The 22,329-nt window shown below is 44.5% G+C and carries 26 protein-coding genes; 14 read left to right on the forward strand and 12 right to left on the reverse strand.

All coding sequences use genetic code 11. The annotated features are described in order from the left end of the window. Positions 1–403: 403 nt before the first annotated feature. Positions 404–1,012, forward strand: a complete 609-nt coding sequence (locus M1K46_RS24390) for a class I SAM-dependent methyltransferase (protein ID WP_256228045.1) — start codon at positions 404–406, stop codon at positions 1,010–1,012. A 38-nt stretch (positions 1,013–1,050) separates the two neighbouring features. Here the strand turns inward: M1K46_RS24390 and M1K46_RS24395 are convergent, their stop codons facing one another. Then, a complete protein-coding gene (locus M1K46_RS24395) occupies positions 1,051–2,556 on the reverse strand; it encodes an NCS1 family nucleobase:cation symporter-1 (RefSeq protein WP_091008558.1) in 1,506 nt (501 codons plus the stop codon). Positions 2,557–2,764: 208 nt separating this feature from the next. Here M1K46_RS24395 and M1K46_RS24400 point away from each other — a divergent pair, with 208 nt between their 5' ends. Further along, complete coding sequence (locus M1K46_RS24400) at positions 2,765–3,856, forward strand: threonine aldolase family protein (protein ID WP_375162245.1); 1,092 nt, start codon at positions 2,765–2,767, stop codon at positions 3,854–3,856. 210 nt (positions 3,857–4,066) lie between these two features. On the opposite strand, the gene M1K46_RS24405 is transcribed toward M1K46_RS24400, so the two are convergent. From M1K46_RS24405 to M1K46_RS24415, 3 genes are all read right to left on the reverse strand, one after another. After that, a complete protein-coding gene (locus M1K46_RS24405) occupies positions 4,067–4,579 on the reverse strand; it encodes a GNAT family N-acetyltransferase (RefSeq protein WP_256228047.1) in 513 nt (170 codons plus the stop codon). Positions 4,580–5,104: 525 nt separating this feature from the next. Continuing rightward, positions 5,105–5,560: an SRPBCC family protein gene (locus M1K46_RS24410; RefSeq protein ID WP_091008564.1), complete on the reverse strand. Its 456-nt coding sequence runs from the start codon at positions 5,558–5,560 to the stop codon at positions 5,105–5,107. Then, positions 5,553–5,882, reverse strand: a complete 330-nt coding sequence (locus tag M1K46_RS24415; protein WP_256228048.1) for an ArsR/SmtB family transcription factor — start codon at positions 5,880–5,882, stop codon at positions 5,553–5,555. The genes M1K46_RS24410 and M1K46_RS24415 overlap by 8 nt, the downstream gene beginning before the upstream one ends. A gap of 204 nt (positions 5,883–6,086) precedes the next feature. On the opposite strand from M1K46_RS24415, the gene M1K46_RS24420 reads away from it, so the two are divergent. Both M1K46_RS24420 and ypfJ read left to right on the forward strand, forming a co-directional pair. Continuing rightward, positions 6,087–6,398, forward strand: a complete 312-nt coding sequence (locus M1K46_RS24420) for a hypothetical protein (protein WP_053355850.1) — start codon at positions 6,087–6,089, stop codon at positions 6,396–6,398. Between the two features lie 130 nt (positions 6,399–6,528). Beyond that, positions 6,529–7,365 (forward strand): KPN_02809 family neutral zinc metallopeptidase, encoded by an 837-nt coding sequence (gene ypfJ, locus M1K46_RS24425; RefSeq protein WP_256228050.1) that lies wholly within the window; start codon positions 6,529–6,531, stop codon positions 7,363–7,365. A gap of 66 nt (positions 7,366–7,431) precedes the next feature. Here the strand turns inward: ypfJ and M1K46_RS24430 are convergent, their stop codons facing one another. The 6 genes from M1K46_RS24430 to M1K46_RS24455 all read right to left on the reverse strand — a co-directional run bounded on the left by M1K46_RS24430 (position 7,432) and on the right by M1K46_RS24455 (position 12,470). Next, positions 7,432–8,931 carry a sodium:solute symporter family protein gene (locus M1K46_RS24430; RefSeq protein ID WP_062238864.1) on the reverse strand — a complete coding sequence of 500 codons (1,500 nt, stop codon included), beginning with the start codon at positions 8,929–8,931 and terminating at the stop codon, positions 7,432–7,434. Between the two features lies 1 nt (position 8,932). Beyond that, the gene (locus M1K46_RS24435) at positions 8,933–9,133 is read right to left on the reverse strand and encodes a DUF3311 domain-containing protein (protein ID WP_272885550.1); all 201 of its coding nucleotides are present in this window, start codon (positions 9,131–9,133) and stop codon (positions 8,933–8,935) included. 224 nt (positions 9,134–9,357) lie between these two features. Then, positions 9,358–9,882, reverse strand: a complete 525-nt coding sequence (locus M1K46_RS24440) for a histidine phosphatase family protein (protein ID WP_256228051.1) — start codon at positions 9,880–9,882, stop codon at positions 9,358–9,360. A gap of 45 nt (positions 9,883–9,927) precedes the next feature. Beyond that, positions 9,928–10,524, reverse strand: a complete 597-nt coding sequence (locus M1K46_RS24445) for a TetR/AcrR family transcriptional regulator (RefSeq protein WP_053355846.1) — start codon at positions 10,522–10,524, stop codon at positions 9,928–9,930. A gap of 69 nt (positions 10,525–10,593) precedes the next feature. Then, entirely contained in the window at positions 10,594–12,057 is a 1,464-nt protein-coding gene (locus M1K46_RS24450) for an FAD-dependent oxidoreductase (protein ID WP_256228052.1), read from the reverse strand. Then, entirely contained in the window at positions 12,057–12,470 is a 414-nt protein-coding gene (locus M1K46_RS24455) for a hypothetical protein (RefSeq protein WP_256228053.1), read from the reverse strand. The genes M1K46_RS24450 and M1K46_RS24455 overlap by 1 nt, the downstream gene beginning before the upstream one ends. Before the next feature lie 183 nt (positions 12,471–12,653). Here M1K46_RS24455 and M1K46_RS24460 point away from each other — a divergent pair, with 183 nt between their 5' ends. From M1K46_RS24460 to M1K46_RS24505, 10 genes are all read left to right on the forward strand, one after another. Further along, complete coding sequence (locus M1K46_RS24460; RefSeq protein ID WP_091008656.1) at positions 12,654–13,598, forward strand: sugar-binding transcriptional regulator; 945 nt, start codon at positions 12,654–12,656, stop codon at positions 13,596–13,598. A 178-nt stretch (positions 13,599–13,776) separates the two neighbouring features. Then, positions 13,777–14,454, forward strand: coding sequence for a deoxyribose-phosphate aldolase (gene deoC, locus M1K46_RS24465; RefSeq protein ID WP_053355843.1), 678 nt, complete (start codon positions 13,777–13,779; stop codon positions 14,452–14,454). A 122-nt stretch (positions 14,455–14,576) separates the two neighbouring features. Beyond that, complete coding sequence (locus M1K46_RS24470; RefSeq protein ID WP_053355842.1) at positions 14,577–14,972, forward strand: cytidine deaminase; 396 nt, start codon at positions 14,577–14,579, stop codon at positions 14,970–14,972. 49 nt (positions 14,973–15,021) lie between these two features. After that, the gene (locus tag M1K46_RS24475; RefSeq protein WP_256228054.1) at positions 15,022–16,203 is read left to right on the forward strand and encodes a NupC/NupG family nucleoside CNT transporter; all 1,182 of its coding nucleotides are present in this window, start codon (positions 15,022–15,024) and stop codon (positions 16,201–16,203) included. Between the two features lie 321 nt (positions 16,204–16,524). Further along, the gene (locus tag M1K46_RS24480; RefSeq protein ID WP_256228055.1) at positions 16,525–17,157 is read left to right on the forward strand and encodes an AmiS/UreI family transporter; all 633 of its coding nucleotides are present in this window, start codon (positions 16,525–16,527) and stop codon (positions 17,155–17,157) included. A 41-nt stretch (positions 17,158–17,198) separates the two neighbouring features. Further along, positions 17,199–17,573 carry a YdeI/OmpD-associated family protein gene (locus tag M1K46_RS24485; protein WP_256228056.1) on the forward strand — a complete coding sequence of 125 codons (375 nt, stop codon included), beginning with the start codon at positions 17,199–17,201 and terminating at the stop codon, positions 17,571–17,573. Further along, entirely contained in the window at positions 17,539–17,664 is a 126-nt protein-coding gene (locus M1K46_RS24490; protein WP_256228057.1) for a YdeI/OmpD-associated family protein, read from the forward strand. Before M1K46_RS24485 ends, M1K46_RS24490 begins: the two co-directional genes overlap by 35 nt. Before the next feature lie 37 nt (positions 17,665–17,701). Beyond that, the gene (locus tag M1K46_RS24495; protein WP_256228058.1) at positions 17,702–18,394 is read left to right on the forward strand and encodes a pseudouridine synthase; all 693 of its coding nucleotides are present in this window, start codon (positions 17,702–17,704) and stop codon (positions 18,392–18,394) included. A gap of 25 nt (positions 18,395–18,419) precedes the next feature. Next, positions 18,420–19,289, forward strand: a complete 870-nt coding sequence (locus M1K46_RS24500; protein WP_256228059.1) for an SPL family radical SAM protein — start codon at positions 18,420–18,422, stop codon at positions 19,287–19,289. Positions 19,290–19,478: 189 nt separating this feature from the next. Continuing rightward, positions 19,479–20,420 carry a transporter substrate-binding domain-containing protein gene (locus tag M1K46_RS24505; RefSeq protein ID WP_254781634.1) on the forward strand — a complete coding sequence of 314 codons (942 nt, stop codon included), beginning with the start codon at positions 19,479–19,481 and terminating at the stop codon, positions 20,418–20,420. Between the two features lie 244 nt (positions 20,421–20,664). Here M1K46_RS24505 and M1K46_RS24510 read toward each other — a convergent pair whose 3' ends face one another. After that, the gene (locus M1K46_RS24510) at positions 20,665–21,459 is read right to left on the reverse strand and encodes a peptidoglycan-binding protein (RefSeq protein WP_053355836.1); all 795 of its coding nucleotides are present in this window, start codon (positions 21,457–21,459) and stop codon (positions 20,665–20,667) included. Positions 21,460–21,714: 255 nt separating this feature from the next. Next, a complete protein-coding gene (locus tag M1K46_RS24515; protein WP_256228060.1) occupies positions 21,715–22,248 on the reverse strand; it encodes a GNAT family N-acetyltransferase in 534 nt (177 codons plus the stop codon). Between the last annotated feature and the right edge of the window lie 81 nt (positions 22,249–22,329).

The following is a 22,329-nucleotide window of genomic DNA, read 5'->3' on the forward strand; positions in this document are numbered from 1 at the left end:
GCGGGACTAGCGTGACAGGTGAGACTCCCGCCGGTGCTTGCACCAAGAGGCTCACCGCACGCCCCGCGGAAAGCGAGCAGCCTGGAACGGAAATCAACAGCTTACAGACTTCTTGGACAGCCCCTTTTTTGTAGGCTCTTTTCTAAAATAATGTTGCTTTGGGAACATTTTTGTAAAAGAATCTTCATTGAAAAGTTGATTGGAGTGGAAGGTGCGAGACTCCAGCGGGACGAGCGTGACAGATGAGACCATTTAGGCGCTTGCGCCGAGGGGCTCATCGCACGCCCCGCGGAAAGCGAGCATCCTGAAACGGAGATCAACTGCTCCCAAGAACAACAAAGGTTACGAAAACAGCCTTTTTGTTTTAGAATGTAATGAGAAGACATAGACAGGAGCACCGAGAATGAAAGAACAGGAATATGACGCCTTGCTTTACATAGAAACGGTGGGGGATCAAAAGGGATTTAATTCGTCCGCCCACTACCACCGTTATGAACCGACACCTTATGCAGCATTGGAGGATTTGGTTCAGCAATATGAACTGAAAAGCACTGACCGGCTCGTTGATTTTGGATGCGGGAAAGGACGGGTCAGCTTTTACATCCATCATTTTCAAAAGGCAATGGTTACGGGAGTCGAGATGAATGAAGGCTTTTATCAAGAGGCTATGGAAAACAAGGAACGATACGTGGAACAGCATACAAAGAGCAAGGAAGATATTCACTTTCATTGCGGGCTGGCGCAGGAGTATCCCATCCATCCCGAAGACAACCGTTTCTATTTCTTCAATCCGTTTTCCATGCCGATTTTTATGAAGGTCATCCATAATATTCTTTTATCAGTGGAAGCCTCATCAAGAGAAGTGGAGCTGATCCTGTATTATGCCTCTGAAGAGTACACATATTTTTTAGAATATCAGACGGCTTTTGAATTGAAAGAGGAAGTAAGGCTGAAGGATCTTTATGAAAAGAATCCTTATGAGAAGTTTTTGATTTATAATCTGAACATATAAAAACAGGACCTGCCTCAATAAGCACGTCCTGTTATCTTTTATTCTGCAATACGTTCAATCGGTTTGTCGGACGGAAACTGAGTGATGTTTTCGTATTCACCCGGCCGCAAGACGCTTTGGTCACCTTTCATCAAATAGGTGTAGGCAAACATGGAGATAAATAAACCAAACGTCCATGCGTTATCCCATAGAAAACGAAGCCCAGGAACAATCAAGCCGAGCACGGGTATGGCGACTCCAATAATCAGTGCGTACACACCGTTTTTATTGTAGCCGGAAGTGTAGTTGTACCGGCCGTTCAGTTCATACAATTCTTTCAGGGCCATCTGTCTGCGGCGGACGAGCCAATAGTCGGCGATCGCGATGCCGTCGATCGGGCCAAGCAATGCTCCGTACGTTCCGAGCCAGCCAAAAATGTAGTTTCCGAAGTTGGACATGATGAACCAAGGCTGCATGAGGATGGCGAATACTCCAGTGATGAGTGCGCCGATGCCGAATGTGATGCGTTTAGGATAGAGATTTTCAATTGCACGGGCGGGAGCAACGATATTCGCACCGACATTGATGGTAAGGGATGCCATGGCGATAATAATGGTTCCTAAGAAGATAATGAATGGAGGGAATTTTGCAAGCAGCTGAACAGGATCCCAAATCGCTGAACCGAAAATAACAACCGTGGCTGATGTAACGGCGATTCCAATAAATGAGAAAATGCTCATGGTGAGAGGAAGAGAGAAGCTTTGTGCGATCATTTGTGATTTCTGGCTTTTGGCGTAGCGGCAAAAGTCAGGGATATTCAAGGCAAGGGTGGCCCAAAAGGCAATGACCCCTGTTAATGTAGGGAAGAACACTTTTAAGAACTCACCGGTCGTCGTGAACTTAGATGGTGTGGATAAAATCGGTCCCCAGCCGCCTGCATGAGTGAACGCCCAAATCATAAGAATAATAGCTGAGACTCCAACAACAGGCGCAGCGATCAAGCTTAAAATTTTTATTGCTTCAGGACCTTTGTAAGCCACCCCGACGTTCAACGCCCAGAATAAAGCAAAGATGATGGCGGTATGTCCGGTCAGGTTTTTCCAGGCCGGGAATGAGGCGGATAATAAGACATCGATGGCGGTTGTCCCAATCCATGTATTGATTCCGAACCATCCGGCAGCTACAACCGCACGGGCTAGGGACGGGATGTGAGCTCCCTTGGATCCAAACCACAACCGTGCAAACACGGGATAAGGTATGCCGAATTTTGTTCCGGCATGGGAGTTTAATAGAATGGGAATGAGGACAATCACATTGCCCAGAAAGATCGTTCCGATGGCTTGCCACCAGTTCATGCCGAGAGAGATCATGCCGCTCGCCATCGTGTAGGCTGGTATACACAAGCACATTCCGATCCATAACGTCGCAAAGTTCAAGCCGCTCCAGGAATGCTCCTTTTCTGTCGTAGGCCTCAGATCATCGTTCCATAGTTCACTGTCACTTAAACTTCTAGTTACATCTTCGGACAAGGTTACGATACCATTTTGTTCAATTTGCGTTTTCATCAAAGATACCTCCCTTTTCTGGCAACTCAAATTAACGGTTCAAAAGACGTGACGTTTCAAGCGACCCTCCTCACCTCTCGTTATTTTGAAACTCAAACTTTTAAAAAATTCGCCATATGAACAATAAAAACCTTCTTCCCAAAAATTAAAGGGGTATTACCCTCAGAAGAGAATAGTATCAAGGAAGTTTCTTTAAGAGAGAGGGAAAGTGAAATTGAGCGAAACATTTACAAATGCATTTAAACAGGCAGACTATCACGTCAGCGGCCACGGTTCGAGAAATCTTCAAGTATTAAAAGATGCCCTGGAAAGCTATGACGGCGGGATGGAAAGTGATATGTACGGAAGCGGGAAGGTCATTAAAGACTTTCAGGAGAAGATGGCGGAGGTGCTGGGAAAAGAGGATGCTGTGTTTTTTCCGAGCGGAACGATGGCCCAGCAGATTGCCCTTCGGATCTGGTGTGATGAAAAGGGACTGAAGAGGGTGGCATATCATCCTCTGTGTCATTTGGAGATACATGAGGAAGACGGGCTGAAGGAGCTGCATCACATCAAGCCCGTTTTGCTGGCTGATGAGAACCGTTTAATTGCGCTGGAAGATGTCGTGAATTTGAAAGAAGAGATTGCTTGTTTATTGCTGGAACTCCCACAGCGTGAAATCGGCGGCCAGCTGCCCGACTATACAACGCTTGAGGAAATCTCTGCTTACTGCCGAGAAAAAGGAATTAAGCTGCACATGGACGGTGCTCGTCTTTTCGAGATCCTTCCTTTTTATCAAAAATCAGCTGCGGAAGTTTGTTCACTTTTTGATAGTGTCTATGTATCTGTTTACAAGGGAATTGGCGGGATTGCGGGAGCTGTTCTGGCAGGTGGTAAGGATTTTACTGATAAATCGAAGGTGTGGAAAAGGCGGCATGGCGGAAATTTGATCAGCCTTTATCCTTACATCCTGAGCGCGGACTTTTATTTTGGCCAAAGGCAGGAGAAGATGGATCAATATTATAAAGAAGCGAAGGAGCTTGCCGGATTTTATAATGAATGCTTAAGAGTTTCTACAAGACCTGCCGAGCCTGTTTCAAATATGTTTCATGTCCATTTTGAGGCGCCTAAAGAGACGATGGAGTCTTTGTTGGCCGGCTTATATGAAGAAACAGGAATTGGTCTTAGCGGCCACATCCGAGAGGTTAATGAACAAACAAGCTATTTTGAAGTAAGTGTTGGTGATTTATACGGTAAGGTGCCAGAAGAGAAGCTGAAGGCTGCTTTTCAGAAATTGGATGAGAAGATGAGAGGACTTTAAAATGAAAAACAAAAAAAGATGCGCTGTACGTCGAGCGCATTTTTTTTATATGGTATCCATCATAAATCAATCCCGGTGTTCAAAGGTTTTGCAGGGCGTTTCTTCACATCGCATAGAACTTCCAGTTTCAAGATAACTGCCTCCTTAAATTGGTTTTGTTCACCATTACCCTTTAAGGAGAGGGGTTAATCTTTATGCAGGGATATTCTGTTAAACAAATTGGCTCATGTAGATGTCGTCTACATAGTACCCGGGACGTAATTTAGCGTTCTTTTTCCGTCTGCCTTCTTCTATAAAGCCAAACTTTTCGTACAGATGGAGGGCTCTTTTGTTATTGGAAAATACCTCTAGGGAAACCTTTTCGACTCGTTCGTCCTTTTTGGCCCATTCCAGAAGATGCTGCAGTAACGAGCTGCCGATGCCTTGATCGGTGTATGGCTCTTGAATGCTCATGCCAAACATTCCTTGATGGCAAAACTTCTTTCTCGTGGATAATCGAAAGTTTAAGAGACCGATAATCTTTTGCTCGACTTCAGCCACGAGCAGCAGGCCGTGCTTTTCATGAGAGGCGATCCACTCTTTCTCTTCTTCAAGTGTAGTATTGAATTCTTCTGGACTGCTGGCAAGGAAGTCAGGGTATGCCTCTAAAACCTTTTGAATATGGATGAGGATCTGTTCGGCATCTGCTTCTGTTGCTTTTCTGATGGTATATTGGTTGATCAAAGGAATCCCTCCTATGTAAACAGGGTTATACTTCGTTTATTGATAATGTAGGTAACTTTAAACATAGACAAGAGAGCAAAAAGCAATCCCGATAATAGCAGAAAATTTGGAGTCGAGGTTATAACGCTTGCGAAGCTTGAAAACGATTCTGCCGGATACAACTCCGAGAGGGGCAGTATAATAATCCACATATCCATCACTATGCACCCATCCTCTTTCATCTAGTAAATGACTCTTTTAACATTCTTCACTTATCCTTTTATCCCTTTTAAAACATAAAGATAAAGGGGCTGTCCAGAAAGTCGGAAATTGACCTTCAGGCAGCCCCTTTTTGGCTTGAAAAATCTTCAATGAAAAGTTAATTGAAGTGGAAGATGCGAGACTCCTGCGGGACTAGCGTGACAGGTGAGACTCCCGCCGGTGCTTGCACCAAGAGGCTCACCGCACGCCCTGCGGAAAGCGAGCAGCCTGGAACGGAAATCAACAGCTTACAGACTTCTTGGACAGCCCCCAGCTGGTTAGTCTTTAGATTGAAACTGCCGGAAGGGTTTGTCCGGTTTCAAGGAAACTTTTTAAATTACTTATTACCGCTGGCCATCCATTGTTAAATCCTTCAAATGTATGATTATCCTCTACAATGTCAGATTCCAAAAGATTTTCATGCCTAAGTGTCAGTTTTACGGTCGTGTTTAGAGGATGTAATTCAAAAGTTACGATTGTAGGACTTTGCCTTGGAGTATCATCACCCTTATAGGTCCATGTAAAGGAAAGCAATTTGTGCGGTTCACATTTTAAAATCTTGCCGTAGTCGGTAACTTCGCCGTTTCGAGAATAGGTGACGTCAGATCCTTCTTTCCATTCAGATTCAACTCGGCTGCCGAAAAAGTATTTCTCTGTAAATTCACCCTCAGTTAAGGCGTCCCATAGTTTTTCAGGTGTGGTGGCAATATAGGTCACGTAAACAAATACAGGCTTAGTCATTTTTGTTATCCTCCTCTAATCTTTTTTTTAGATTATTTAATGCTTCTAAATGATGGTTCTCATATTTATGGATCCAGCGGTGATAAATCTCGCTGATCGGCAGAGGGTTGAGGTAATGAAGCTTCTCCCGCCCTTGCCAAGATATTGCTACAAGATTTGCATCTTCCAAACTAGAAAGATGTTTTGTTACAGCCTGCCGAGACATATTAAGATGCTGGCATAGTTCGCTCAATGTCTGCCCGTTTTTCAGATACAATTCATCAAGAAGTTTTCTGCGGCTGGCATCGGCAAGAGCCTTGAAGATCTTATCGATGAGTTTCAACCTCCCTTAATACAATATTATAGGCAACTAATAAGTTGCATGTCAAACATCATTGGTTGTCTTCTTAAAAGTTTTTAGTAAAAGTTTAAAATTTTTTAGGTAAATGTTCTTATAAAATAGTAATTTTTAGTAATTTCGTCCAATACCTTCATCGTAATTTGTTTCTTACAATAAGGAAAGATAAACAGCAAAGGATGAGGTACGTTGTTTGATAAGCAAAAAAACAGGCTGCAGGCAGAAATGCTGGAGCGGTATTATGGCAAGGTGGAGCATTTGATGCAAACGCTTGACCAGCTGAGATGGGACCGTAACCGTGTGCTGACCAAAGCACAAAGCTGGGAAAGCAGGAGCAAAGCCACCTACCAGCAGATCATGAGCGAAGCAGCCGTTACGCATTTTGCAGCCGCCAGTACGGGAGAACAGCTGAAGGATGCGTTGAAAAGAGAAGCCCGCCGGCTAAGGGACGAGGCGGACGAATTCGAAGGACGAGAGAGGCTGAAAGAGCAGAACCTTTGAAGAATAGGTGCCAGGCACCGCAATTACACAAGTGTGTAATCGTGGTGCCTGGCACCTATTTATTTTGCGATAAAACTTTGAATGTAGGGTATATCACTAGTAAATGTATATCTTGCTAGGGAGGAATTTTATGAAGTGGAAAGGCAGAAGGCAGAGTACGAATGTTGAGGACCGGAGAGGAATGGGAGGTAAAACACTGGTTGGGGGAGGCATCGGCGGTATTGTGATCGTTCTGATCGTAATGCTGTTTGGCGGCAATCCTGGTGATCTGTTGAACGGTATGACGGACAACGGGTCAAATCAATCTGTTCCTTATAAAGAATCAGATCAGGAAAAGGAGCTTTCTTCTTTTGTGTCTGTTGTCCTTGCTGACACAGAGGATGTTTGGACGAAGGAGTTTAAGGAAGAGGGCAAGGTTTACAAAAAGCCAAAGCTTGTCCTATATGACGGCAGTGTCCAGTCTGCGTGCGGGACTGCGGGATCGTCAGCGGGACCGTTCTATTGTCCAGGTGACCAGAAGCTGTACATTGATTTAAGCTTTTATCAAGAACTGAAGAATGAATTTCACGCTCCTGGCGATTTTGCGATGGCATATGTTATAGCTCATGAGGTAGGCCATCATGTGCAGAATCTGTTGGGAACAATTGATCAGAACTCACGCCAACACTTGAGCAAGAAACAAGCGAATGCCCAGTCGGTTCGGGTTGAACTGCAGGCTGATTATCTGGCGGGTGTCTGGGCACATCATGCACAGGGAATGGATCTGCTCGAAAAAGGTGATTTGAAGGAGGCCATTACTGCAGCAAGTGCAGTCGGTGATGACACCCTGCAAAAAAAGGCGCAAGGGTATGCTGTGCCTGAGAGCTTTACTCACGGAAGCTCCGAGCAAAGGATGCGCTGGTTTAATAAAGGGTTCATGAACGGAACAATTGAAGGTGGAGACACATTTCACGCGAAGGATCTTTAAATAACTAAAGGGTGCCAGGCACCGCAATTACACAAGTGTGTAATCGTGGTGCCTGGCACCCTTAGATTATGCGCCTTTGCGGACAGAGGCTGTTTCTTTAGCCAGCTCGTTAAACAAGTAGTCTTTGACTGGGTTGCTTGCATTCTTCGATTTCTTCATAAACAAGGGATTCAGAACGAAAACGGTCAGGAAGTTTGCAGACAGTCCCCAGAATCCTTCATAGATACCAAACGAGGTGCCGGTTGAATAGACAGTGAAAGTAACCGCTAATCCAACGATCAACCCTATGATAGTAGCTTCTCTCGTCTGGTTCCGCCAGAACAGACTGATGACGATGGCCGGGAAAATCTGCACCATGCCGGAAACGCCAAGAAGCTGCAAGGAAACGAGAGCAGTAGGGAAGACGAGGCCGAATAACAGAGCCAGTCCAATAACGACGAACACCATTCCGCGTGTGATCATTGTTAGCCGGGGCCCTTTCACCTCAGGATTAATCAAGTCACGGTAAATGTTATTGGCAAATAAATTGGATGCACCAATCGCCATGATGGAGCACGGGATGAGTGAAGCCAGTGCGATCGTTGAATACGCCAGTCCTTGAGCAACACCGCCATAAGAGGTTTGGATCAGGCTTAATAAAGCAAAGCGGGGATCGGTCCCTTTTGGCAGTACTAGAAAAGCAATAAATCCAAGGAAAACAACAAGAATCAGTACGATATTGTATAAAGGCAGAAACATCGCATTTTTCCGAAGCGCATCACCGCTTTTAGCCGTAAATACACCGGTTGCCGCATGAGCCCACATGAAGAGCGCAAGCGATGAAACTAGGGAAGCGGTAATGAACCAAGGAATGCCTTTCGGACCGGAGTTTGGAATGGTTAAGAGCTGCGGTGCTTCTTTAACAATGTGATCCACCATAGGGTTCCAGCCCCCAAAGTGAATGATCGGCAGGGATACGACCATAAATAGCATGATCGCCCAAACAAGAACATCTTTAATAATTGCCGTGTAGGTTGGACCTTTAATCCCGCTGAAAAAGGTATAAAGGGCAACCAGCAAAAACGATGTGATGACAACGACTTTTACATTAATAAAACCAGTTCCGGCTACCTGAAGCGTATCCTGAATTCCGCTTAGCTGCAGGCAGATGTATGGAATGAGCATAAGCACCCCCACAATAGCAATGAGAGCGGAAAGAAGCTTGCTGTCAAAGCGTTCTCTCGCATAATCAGCAAGAGTCGTTAATTTATGGTGATTTGCTACTTTCCAAAGTTTTGGAAGGAAAAAGTAAGAGATAAAGAATGCGAGTACGGAATATGGGATAGCAAAGAAGGCAAGGCTTCCAGCGGTATAAGCTGTGCTTGTCAGTCCAAGGAATGTATAGGCCGTGTATAGATCTGCCCCTACAAGGAACCAGACGAGCAAGCCTCCAAAACGCCTTCCACCGACAGACCATTCTTCAACCGAACTTCGGACAGCCTTATCCCTTCCGGCCAGGAAACCGATTAAAACGACAGTGAGAATAACAAAGATGGTAATGGACAGTGCTGTAAGATTTCCCTGCATTTTAATGTAAGCCTCCCTTTGATTTCTGAAGATGATAGATTCCCAATGTACATAAAGGGGTTAGGACGATCCATAGGAACAGCCAGAAGTGGAGAAACGGCAATCCCAGAATGATGGGGCCGATCCGATTCACAAATGGCAAAATAGCAAGTTGTGCGAGGAAAGGAAGAACAATGAATAAGATCAGTAAAAATTTTTTCATAATGCCGACTCCTTCATAGGTGATTAGTCACGAGTTTTTTTAATGGAATGTTGACTATCATATCAGCAATGCAGCCGGCAAACAAGAGAATTGTTAAAATATTTAGTATAAAAAGAAAATGATAGGGCTTACATTTAATTTATTTAATTTTTATCCATCTAAGGTATAAAAAAACTCCTGGATTCTGCATGTGAGCCACACGGAACCAGAAGTAATTATTAAGCCTATTTCTCAAAAACATACACCTTCCCATGTTCAATGCGGCGGCCGAGCATTGGTCCGGAAAAGCCGTGCTTAAGCAATTCTTTTCGCATGAACATCATCACACCGCCATGGCAGACGATCAAAATGTCTTCGCCCTCGTTTTCAATGATTCGGTTCAGCGTTTCATTTATCAGCCGGATGATTTCTTCTTTGCCTGGGGACTGAGAAGGGTGCTTCATCAGCCAGGCGAGCCGAATGAAAAGGAGGTGAATGGTTAGCGGCAGTTTGACTTTGGAACGAAAGAAAGGCGAGAGGGGGATCTCGCGCAATTCTTTCATGAGGATAATCTCTCCATCAAACGCACGGCGGGCCGTCTTTTCTGCCCTTGAAAGATTGCTGGCATAACAGGTTTTCCAATCTACACCGCCCAGGTCTATCTCGCTCTCCTCAATTTCTGAAGCATCATATTCTTTAACCCATTCCATCAATTCTTCTGATGAAAAGAAACCATTCGGATACCCTCTTGTTACTTTAAAATGGCGCATCAACCCGACTTTAATAACACACAGCCCCCATCAGCCAACCCGGCCTTATGATTTTGTGAACATCCTCATCAGCATCTCAACCCTCGGCATTTCATAGCCGTCTAATCCAGGGATGTTTAAGGTCATCAATCCTGAAATAACAGTGAAATAACAAGAAATTAATTCGCCAATGTCACCTTCTGCCAGTTCCCCGATTTTCTGGCCTTCTTCAAACAGCGGCTTGAGCATCTCAACATACATTTCCATTGAGGCGCCTTGAAGGAGCTGTTTAGCCTCCTCGGGCACTTCATCAGAGGTTCGTGCCTGATGCATCAGCATAAAATAAAGCTGGCCTTCTTCATCAAGGATCATTTCCGTCAGCCTCTTTAATTTCTCAAGAGGGGAGCCTTGCATATGATGAACCTGCTCGGTGCCAGACACCGATCCTTGGATAGCCTGCTCAACGAGTGTCGTGAAGAGTTCATCCTTTGATTTGAAGTAACGGTACATGAGACCTTGGCTGATGCCGGCCTCTGCGCTGATCATGCTCATTTTTGTACCGATGATTCCCCGGCGCGCAAACACCTTTAGTGCAGCTGCAAGTATCTGTTCTCTTCGCTCATCACGGATTTGGCGGAGCTGTTCTTCGTTTAATGGTGGCAAAATAGATTCACTCCTACGTTCTCTTGTTACCAAAAGTATACCAATTTCAATCTCTAAGCTCTATTGAATTCAGCTTATCGGCTGAAAAACTTCTCCCGAGAAGGACGGAAGGATATCATCCAGGAGTTCCTCTAAAGGCTTTTTGTATTCTGCAAGAAGTTCATTCAGCCACAACCGGCCTTCTGAGGAAGACGTTAGAACGGTCGAGACCATTTGAGGATTTAAAATAGCCTTTGGAGGAACTGACAAGGTGTTGACGGCCCAATACATCCCATAAAGCTTCCAATTCTGCTCTTCGGTAGCATGTTTGAGATAGAGATCCATGTATTTTTGTCCAAACTCGATACCTTTTAAAGGCTGTGAACCTTCATACTCAACACCTTCCCATTGCAGATCTGCTGTGCAATTCAGCCACCAGGCAGGGGCAATTACATCCTGGATTTTTTGAAGAACGTTCTGCTCAAAAAGAGGCTTCGGATCTGTTTGCTGTTCTCGTAGCAGCGAATGCAGGACCTCAGCTTCCATTGCAGAGACGGTCATGCCTTGGCCGAAAATCGGATCAAAATTACAGAAGGCATCACCTATAACAAGCAATCCCTCTGGCCAATGCGCCATCTGTTCGAAATGCTGGCGGAATAGTCCTGGTACACGGTAGCTCCTTGGGTTGGTCATCGGTTCAAGTTTACTGATGATTTCCGTGATGAGGGGACTTGGCAGCCTTGCGATCTCTTTTGCGTATGCCTCAGGCTCAGTTGGGGGATAGATTCCGTCGGGACGGTAAAGCAATGTTTCTGCCACATTGTTTTCGATAAATGAAAACACGCCATGGAATGTTCCTGTAGATGGATGGCCGGCAATGACTATTGCATCCCATTTTTCTGCCAGATGAAGTAAATGCGAAGGAAGCTTATATCTGCGGGTGCTGTATCCGATGACCGCTGTCATCCGATCAGGAGCAGGTACCTCGTATCCAAGCTCCTTCAGCCATTTGGGAAGCTTGGAGGAACGCCCGCTCGTATCTATCACAAGATCGGCATGGATTTCCTTTTCTTCATTCGTTACGCGGTTTCTTCCAAGAATCCCAGTTATGGTCTGATGGTCTGCCGAGGATAACAAGTGAACAACGTCATGCTTCTGCAGGAACTGTACATTAGTTATGTTCCTCACCCGCTGACGGATCACAAATTCAAGGACCGGCCTGCTGAACTTAATGTCATTCCGCGGGTATTGGGCCACCATTGTGCCGTATTGATTATGCTGATGAACTGTTTTGTTTAGGGAGGAAGGCGCTCCATGAGCCTCTAAATCCTTTTCATAATCCGGAAAAAACCGGTTGATCACAGCCTTTCCGCGCCCTGTGATCCGGTGGGGATGGAAGGCCTGCGGAGTGCCTGGGCGAAGTTCGGGCTGATCGGAAAAAGCATCTTTTTCAACAATCACCACCTTGCTGTAAAACTCGGAAAGTATACGTGCAGCTAATAAGCCAGCAATTCCTCCGCCGATCACAATGGCAGAGTCCCATCTCATCGCCATCATTCAGTTCCCCCTTCCAATACTGTTTTTAAGTTGTTCAGATCCTGTTGGCCGGTAGTGATGACCTGGGAGAATTTTTCGTGTGACATCCCGGGCATCTGAAAACCGGTTAAAAATACTTCACAGCCATCGCCGTTCGGGATGACCCGCATCGCATCACAAATTTCAACACCAGGTGCAGGGATGGAACGATGATCCAGCACGCCGAAGGAATTCTTTTGGGCAACCCTAACTTCAGAAATACAGTAAGGGGTTTCCATCATCCATGCATCTCCTTCATCAGCCTTTTGAATCGATTGGCAAATGGATACCCATTGAGGGAAATTCTCCATGTTGTAAGCATACTCATAAACCTCTTGGGCTGGACGGTTAATAAAAACCCTGATCGTTTGGGAAGAAAGGTAAACAGTCATTTTTAAAAGCTCCTCTCAGTTTTGATGAATGAATGATTCATTCACTTTTAAGGTATGCGGTATATCGGCTCAAGTCAACCGAAATTTAGAAAAAACTAGTATTTTTTATTTTACATATGTTCATGACCGGTGAAATTTTGGTAAGATATTAGGGAAGGATTATGAGAAACGGCGGTGGACCCTTTGGAACAAGAAAAGTTAAAGAAGGTCATTGAAGCGGCAAAGCTCTATTATTTGCTGGATTACAATCAGAACCAAATAGCGGCAGAATTGGGCATTTCGAGACCGACCGTTTCAAGACTGCTTCAGCAGGCTAAAACCGAAGGGATCGTGCAGATCAAAATCATGGATCCCACAAATGGGATTGAACAGCTGGCCAGTGAGCTTGAAGAAAAATTCAACCTTAAAAAAGCAATTGTCGCTTCCATTCCGCAATATGAGAGTACAAGCATAAAGAAGGGTCTCGGTGAGAAAGCGGCTGAGTACCTTTATGAAATTGTAAAAGACGGAGATAGGATTGGGGTTACATGGGGAACCACTTTATATAACGTAGCCTGCCAGCTGAAGCAAAAGTTCGTCAAGGATGTTAAAGTCGTTCAGTTAAAAGGCGGCATCAGCCACTCCGAAACCAATACGTACCACTCGGAAATCCTCGATCTGTTCGGCAAAGCGTTCAACACCGTGCCGACTCATCTACCGCTTCCAGCGATAGTTGACCACGTTGTCGTCAAGCAGGCGATGGAAGCCGACCGGCATATTAAACGAATTTTGGACATGGGGAAAGACGCGAATATCGCGCTGTTCACGATAGGACCTGTGAAGTCGGAATCCCTGTTATTCCAGCTTGGCTATTTTTCTGAAGAAGATCTGAAGCATATCCATTCAAAGGCCGCAGGTGACATTTGTTCCCGCTTTATTGATGAAGAGGGAGAAATTCTAAACGCCAGCCTCAATGAACGGACGCTTGGGATTGATTTAAAAGATTTGAAGCAGAAGGAACATTCCATCCTGGTGGCCGGCGGACAGCAAAAGATCGATGGCATTTATGGTGCGTTAAAAGGCGGATACGCGAATGTGCTCGTGACCGATCAGTTTACGGCCAGGTTTTTGCTGGATAAAGAAGAGTAAAGTTCATAAAAGTCCCTTCAACAAGGGCTTTTTTTGTTGGAAAAAAATGCTTTTACATTTGTTCATTTAATTATTTACAATTGTTCAGTTGCTTGGTATAGTGTTCATGCAAGCAAAAATGCAACAGTATGACTGAAAGCGTTTTATTATATTTTCAAAATAGAAAGGAACAACCTGTATGTCAAACACAAAATTGGTTCAAATGATCGATCATACATTATTAAAAGCTGATGCAACTCAAGAACAAATTCAAGTACTTGCTGAGGAAGCAAAAGAGCACAAATTTGCTTCGGTATGTGTGAATCCGACTTGGGTTAAAACAGCTGCAGAAATTCTGAAAGACACTCCTGAAGTAAAGGTATGTACGGTTATCGGTTTCCCGCTTGGAGCATCTACTCCAGAAGTGAAAGCATTTGAAACAACAAATGCGATTGAAAACGGAGCAGACGAAGTAGATATGGTAATTAACATCGGCGCTCTAAAAAGCAAACAGTTTGACGTTGTAGAAAACGACATCAAAGCAGTTGTTGAAGCAGCTAAAGGAAAAGCACTAACAAAAGTAATCATCGAAACTTCTTTGCTTACTGACGAAGAAAAAGTAATCGCATGTGAGCTTTCCGTTAAAGCTGGTGCGGATTATGTTAAAACGTCCACAGGATTCTCTACAGGTGGAGCAACTCCGGAAGATGTAGCACTTATGAGAAAAACAGTTGGACCAGATGTAGGAGTTAAAGCATCCGGCGGCGTACGCAGCCTTGAAGATGCAGAGAACGTAGTAAAAGCAGGTGCGACTCGTATCGGCGCTAGCTCAGGTGTTGCTATCGCAAAAGGTCAGACGTCTAATAGCTCTTACTAATATTTAAAGTGCTTCATTGCAAGTTGATTGAATTGCAAGGTGCGAGACTCCTGGAACGGAAATCAACCCCTAGTAAGACCAACAAAGCTTACAAAAAAACCACTTGAATGGAGATCTGAAACATGGAAACAAAATGGTTAGTTGATCAAGCAATCAAAGCCCGTCAAAAAGCATATGTTCCATATTCGAAATTCCAAGTTGGTGCAGCATTGCTGACCGAGAACGATTTATTGTTTCTCGGCTGCAATATTGAAAACGCTTCTTTTGGCATGACAAACTGTGCCGAAAGAACCGCTATATTTAAAGCGGTTTCAGAAGGCGAACACACCATTAAAGCGATTGCTGTCGTTGGCGAAACAGAAGGGCCGATCTCTCCGTGCGGCGCTTGCCGACAGGTGATTGCGGAATTTTGTAATACCGATACCAGAATCATTCTGGCCAATTTAAAAGGCGACATCAAGGAAACAACGATCAGTGAACTGTTGCCTGGATTCTTTTCTTCAAAGGACTTAACTTAATTTCAGTTCTCACACAATGATGTGAAAATAACAAATAGGGGAAATTATTATGACATATATCATTGCGATTTTAGGACTTGTTGTTGTGCTTGGATTAGCATTTCTAGCAAGCAATAACCGTAAACAAGTAAATTACAAGCCGATTGCCATTATGATCGTCTTGCAGCTTGTATTGGCCTATGTTCTTTTAAACACCAGATTTGGCTTGGTGGTCATTAAAGGATTTGCGGGTGTGTTCGAAAAGCTGCTTGAATATGCAGCTGCAGGGGTTAACTTCGTATTTGGCGGAATTGCCAATGACGGACAAATGCCGTTCTTCATTAATGTTTTGCTTCCTATCGTGTTTATCTCTGTATTGATTGGGATTTTCCAATATATCAAAGTTCTTCCGCTCGTTATGAGAGGAATTGGTTTCTTGCTCAGCAAAGTAAACGGTATGGGCAAGCTGGAATCTTATAATGCGATTGCTTCTGCGATGGTAGGACAATCTGAAGTATTTATTACTGTGAAAAAACAATTGGGCCGTATACCGGAGCACCGCTTGTATACATTATGTGCTTCTGCGATGTCTACGGTTTCCATGTCCATCGTCGGTGCTTACATGACGATGATCGAACCGAAATATGTAGTAACTGCTCTCGTGCTTAACCTTTTCGGCGGTTTCATTATCGCTTCCATCATCAACCCTTATAAAGTTGATGAAAACGAAGATATTCTTGAAGTTGTGGAAGAAGAGAAACAGTCATTCTTTGAGATGCTTGGCGAATATATTATGGACGGGTTTAAAGTCGCGATCATTGTTGGCGCGATGCTGATTGGATTTGTTGCCTTGATGGCTGCGATTGACAGCGTGTTCGACTTGATTTTCGGCGTAACCTTCCAGCATGTACTTGGCTATATCTTTGCACCGGTTGCCTTCATCATGGGTGTTCCATGGGCTGAAGCGGTTTCTGCCGGTGGAATTATGGCAACAAAATTAGTAACAAACGAATTCGTAGCCATGATTCAGCTTGGCAAGGTGAAAGAAGCAATGAGCCCGCGTACATTGGGTATCATCTCTGTATTCCTTGTATCCTTCGCAAACTTTTCATCCATCGGTATCATTGCCGGAGCGGTGAAAGGCTTGAGCGAGAAACAAGGAAACGTGGTGGCACGCTTTGGATTAAAGCTTCTTTACGGAGCAACACTTGTCAGCGTACTTTCAGCAATCATCGTAAGTTTTATCCTGTAATTAAAACAAAACATAAAGAGGGCATATCCCTTTCTGCACTAGCGGAGGGGATCTGCTTTTTCTTTTTTAGTTTCAATGAAGTAAAGTCTAGCTCAAGCGCCCAGGGCTGAAAACGAATTCCAGTTTTCAGCTTTAGTCCTCGGAGGACGAAAATTAAAAGCTTTTTTTCGTCTTAGGTCGCTTCACTCTTCCCCCTCAACACAAAAATCGTGTTGCAGGTTAAGAGTTCCAGCGCTTGTCGGACTTAAACAGGGCGCTTGCGCTTTTCAATATAAGTGAGGTGAATTTGTCTGTGAGATTGTTTTCTCACAGCAAAACATTATGGGTGACGTCGGTTTATTTCTTTCAGGAGCAGCCCTGTTCTTAAACAGCTTCATGCTTTTCGGAAAAGCGGAGGGCAAGAGCGTCGGATATTTCAACTTGTTTGTCGGAGTCCTTCAGGTCGTTATTCCGTTTTATTTGATCGTAATCTCGGATCAGCAGCACTGGACCATTTTTAATCTGGCTACGATCTTTTTGTTCGGGCTGACCTATTTATTTGTAGGAGTCACAAATGTAAAAGGTCTTCACGGCAGCGGACTTGGATATTACTCGCTTTGGGTTTCCATCATTGCCGTTATGTATGCTGTTGTGTCTTATATGCAGTTTCATGATCTTGTAAGCAGCCTGACTTGGGTCGCATGGGCGTATTTATGGTTCCTCTTCTTCCTGTCCGGAGCACTTAATAAAAAAATTGATAACTATATCGGCAAGGTCGCATTCGTGCAATCTTGGCTGACGCTTACTTTTCCGGCACTCCTGTCTCTAGCAGGAGTATGGAAAACGCAGGCTGTTTCTCAGGCATGGACGTACTTGCTGATCGCATCGTTCGTGTACTTTATCGGTTGTACTATACAGCTGATCCTGTCTACTCAGAAAAAAGAAAAACGGCTGGAAGTACAGACGGCTTCTTAAAAAGAAAGAAATTCTCTCGAAGGACCGGGAGGATTTCTTTTTTGTGTTGGCGTAGTAATCAATCAACGAATCGAGAGCGGAGGCGTGAAAATCAGCAAGCATTGGAAGACTGGCTAGAAGAACATCATGAATCATCTCCAGGCATTCGGCTTCATATTGCGAAAAAGAATTCAGGCAAGGTGACGCCAAGTTATGACGAGGCTGTGGAAAGCGGATTGTGTTACGGGTGGATTGACAGCCAGAAGGAAAAGTATGATGATCAAACTTGGCTGCATCGGTTTACGCCGAGAGGGCAAAAAAGCATTTGGTCGAAAGTGAATAAAGATAAAACAGAAGAGCTTATAGCGGCAGGGAGAATGAAACCTTCCGGACTCCGGGCGATTGAACAGCCAGAACCGGTATGCGATTCTTTTTAGACTACAGACCGCCAAGAAACCGGAAACAGGGATGAAACGGATGGACCAATTCCTTGAGATGCTTGAAAAAGGAGAGAAGATTTATCCATAATGTAAGTCGGCAGACATAAACAGAAAGCGGGCAGACCATGAGAATTAACAAATACATCAGTGAAACAGGCGCTGTTTCAAGGCGGGAGACGGACAGGCTTATAAAAGCGGGAAGGATTACCGTCAATGGAGCAGTATGTGAAGCGGGCCAATTGGTGAGTCCGGACGACATCGTGCTGATTGATGGGAAACCTATTGAAAATAAGGTACACTCGATATACATTGCATTGAATAAACCGGCCGGCATCACGTGCACGGCCGCTCCGCATGTTGAAGGAAATATCATAGATTTTGTAAGTTACCCTGAACGGATTTTCCCGGTCGGCCGTTTGGACAAGGCTTCAGAGGGTTTGATTTTGATGACGAATGACGGGGAACTGGCAAATTCCATCTCCCATTCTGATCACGGACACGAAAAGGAATACTTAGTAACACTTGATAATACTTGCAGCAAACAATTTATCGAAAACATGTCGAGAGGAGTACAGATTCCTGAAGCTATGACCAAGCCCTGTGTGGTCAAACCAGTAAGCGATGATGAGTTCCGTATCATTCTTACGCAGGGACTGAACCGCCAAATCCGCAGAATGTGCCGGGCGTTTGGCTATACGGTCACGAAGCTCGAACGGATTCGGATCATGAATATTGAACTGGGTGAATTGCCCAGAGGAGAATGGCGTGAATTAACGGCTGAAGAAGTTGGAACGCTTAAAGGATTACTCGGGATGTAAGCTGAAATGGAAGGAGGAATGGAGGATGAAGGCACAGCTGAAGGACATCATATCTAAAAGCATATTGACGTCAGGTGTTGGACAGCTTGATGATTTTTCCCATTCACTGAATCCGTATGCCGGCTGTACCTTCGCCTGTTCCTACTGTTACGTTAGGCAGCTTCCGATTTCTCTTTACCGTGAAGAGGAGTGGGGCACTTGGGTCGATATTAAGAGCAATGCTGCCGAACTGCTGAGGCGTGATCTTTTAAAGGCGAGAAACAAAGGTCCCGTAACAATCTTTATGGCGTCTTCCACAGATCCGTATCAGCCACTCGAACACGAAACGAAGCTGACGCGCAGCCTGCTGGAGGTTATGCTGGAAGTTCCGCCGGATTTTCTTCATGTTCAAACGCGGTCGCCGTTAGTGAAACGTGACATCGACTTATTAAAAAAGTTTGGGGATAAAGTCAGGGTGTCGATGACAATCGAGACCGACAAGGAAGATATCCGCAAAGCATTCGCCCCAACCGCTCCGCCCATTCCGGCACGTTTGAACGCGTTGAAGGAAATAAGGGAAGCCGGCATTACTACTCAGGCCAGTATTTCACCGCTTTTGCCTTGTTCGAGGGAATTTCCGCAAAAGCTGCGTCCGATTGCTGACCGGATAACGATCGATGATTTTTGGATGGGGGACGGAAGCGGGGGAAAGCGCACCGAACGCCTTGGCATTTATGAAATCTACAAAGAGACCGGCATGGAAAAGTGGTACAATCCAACGGCCTATAAAGTGGTTTTGAACATGATGAAAAAACAGATCGGTAATGAGGTGGAAGTGATGCTTTCAAAAGACGGCTTTACACCGGTTGATCCAGATCGAAAACCTGCGATCGGAGAGAATTTAACATTTTTTTAATTGTGAAAGACTGGTCGGACAGACCGGTCTTTTTTTTATGAGGATGTTCGCCGCTTTCGGGCTTTTAGTGACACTAGGACTTTCCTATCCAGACTAACGAACCTATTTTATGTAATTTTCAGAAAATATATGTACTTACCATCCCGCTCTATGAATAATGGATATATCTAATAGAATGGAGGAAGGCATATGCGAAAGTCAATGGTCTTAAAGTGGTTGGCGGTTTTGGGTTTTCTTGCTTGTGTTTTTTTTGGTGGAATGAGTTTTACCTCGGCCACTAAGAGTTCGGGTGAAGTGGAATGGAACGGCAGCCAACTGAGTTCGATGGAGGTTAATGGCAAGCCTTATGTGTCCGCAGAAGAGCTGGCACAAGCCACGGGATCCGAGCTGCATAAAGAAAGTCATCATTATACGGTTTCTTCAAGGCTTGACCGCATCATAAGAAAAGGGGTAATCCGGGTAGGTACGACAGGGGACTATAAGCCGTTTACCTTTTACAATAAAGAAACGAATAAGTTTGAGGGATACGATATAGAAGCTGCAGAATTAATGGCCAAGGACCTTGGAGTAAAGGTCAAATTTGTAAAAACCTCTTGGCCCACATTGATGAATGACTTGCTCGACGACAAGTTTGATATTGCGGTAGGCGGAATCAGCCGCAATACGGAACGCCAAAAGACGGCTCAATTAACCAGTCCTTATATGAATGAAGGGAAGGCACCCTTAATTCGTGCGGTGGATAAGGAAAAATACACTAGTCTTCAAGCGATTGACCAGCCGGGTGTTACGATTGGCGTAAATCCTGGAGGAACGAATCAGAAGTTTGTGGACGCCAACATTAAGCAGGCGAAAGTGGTAGTAGTAGAAAACAATCTTGAGATTCCGCATATGGTGGCAGAGGGCAAAGTAGACGTCATGATTACTGACAGTACCGAAGCGATGTACTATGCAAGCAGGGATCAAAGACTTTACGCTGCGCTGACTGATAACACCTTTACGAAAAGCCAAAAAGGATACTTGATCCCTAGAGGCGATTCAGTCTTTGAAAACTGGGTCAACCTCTGGATGGATGAAATGGAGCTTCAAGGTGAGTTTAACCGGTTAAAGGACAAATATATCTACAACAAATAGCTAAAGAAGGATGTAAAAGGAGGCCCGAGGAGACTTTTGGCATCCTTTTTATGTGGTACAAGCAGAGATACGGGCAATTCAGGGAGAATTTTAAGAAATACGCGCCAGTCTCCGGAAAATACGCGCCAATCTCTGCGAAATACGCGCCAATCTCCACAAAATACGCGCCAATCTCATAACAGCTAAATATATAAAAATAATCCTGGGTATCCAAACGGATAACCCAGGATTATCATTTAAAAGATTATTTCTCGTAAACTGTTACTTTTACGTCTTTGCGTCCCCAATTGATTGCATCACCATGGTCTGGAATGAACACATCAATCATCTTCCCGTTGATTCCGCCGCCAGTGTCTGCAGCAATGGCTGTGCCGTAGCCTTCAACCACTACTTTTGAACCAAGCGGAATAACATCTGGATCCACTGCAACTACTTTGCCGTCATTGTATTTTTGCAGATCAATGCCCATTCTTGTTTTGCCGGAACAGCCGTCACAATCTGCAGTATAGGCAGAGCTGTTTACCGTGAAGCTTCGTGTGGAGTAGGAAGGGCTCTTTTGGCGAAGCTTTGAGAACGTCTTAGGTCCTGCGATGCCGTCAGATGTGATGCCCTGATTTTTTTGAAATGAAGCCACAGCCGAAACCGTGCTGTCACCGTAAATGCCATCAACCGTTGAATCGTATGTATTCCACGCTTTCAATAAACGCTGTAATTCAATAACGGGTTTCCCCATATCACCGCTGCGCAAAACTTTAATTTTACTGATGGTCGCTGATCCAGCAACACCATCAACTTTTAAACGAGACTGCTCTTGAAAACGTTCAACTGCGCCTTTCGTGATCGGACCATAGTAGCCAGTAGCCGTATGATATGGAAAAACGCCCTTTGTCATCAAGTATTCCTGCAATTGTTTCACGTCACTGTTGCTTGAGCCTGTAGAAAGCATTTGACTGCCTAGAGCGGCGCTGCTGTGTCCAGGAAAAAACAAGCCAGTACAGAGGACTGCCATCATCAACAATCCCATTAGTTTTTTCAACATAATGATTTCCCCCTTAAAATTTTTGATTCGTGTAAACTCTTTAGTTTTTTCGCTAAGAAATGACAAAATAGGGGGAAATCTTGAATAAACGCTTCTATTTTCCTATGAACCTTACAAGAAAATCCAATCTGCTGTTTGCGAAAATTTCCAGCGGGGTATCTAGTCTAATAGAGACAAAATAAGAAAGACTGACCCTATAATGGATCAGCCCGCTACCATATTATACGGATTTTGGAAATTTCGATAAAAAGGTGTTTAAAACAATAATCCCATGATCACCGTCGAGTAATAGACTCCGTTTATATACGTATCGTTTCGAACTAAACCTTCCACTTCAAAACCCAGTTTCTTGTATAAAGCGATGGCCCGGTGATTGTCTTCTCTGGTCACTAAGCTGATCCTCTTGGTGGTCCCGTTATGCTTGGCCCAATCAATCAGCTCAACCATCATTTTCTCTCCAAGACCCATCCTGGTATAGTTTTGAGAGATAACAATTCCCAGTGTGCCGTTATGTTTCGACCGTGCTTTTTGGGAAGAGTTAATCGTGGCAATGCTGATGATAGCGTCGCCCAGGGTGGCAAGCAGCATGATGGAGTTTTCTTCTGAAGCCATACTCTCTATGTATGTTTCATACTCATCGGCATTTCTAGTAAACTCGTTTCCGCCAAAAGAGAGGAAATCTGTCTCACCCCCGACCACATTATAAAAATCAATGATGATCTGTGCATCAGCTGGAACAGCTTCGCGAATCAAAGCTTTATCACCGTTCTTCATTACATAATTCTTCATGTTCAAACCTCCAACAATTATTTAACGGTGCCTGGCACCGCGAACTAAGCCTTAAGTCTTAGTTTTTTTACGTTTACGGGG

This window comes from Fictibacillus sp. WQ 8-8 (assembly GCF_024494405.1).
In the GTDB taxonomy this organism is placed as follows: Bacteria; Bacillota; Bacilli; order Bacillales; family Fictibacillaceae; genus Fictibacillus_C; species Fictibacillus_C marinisediminis.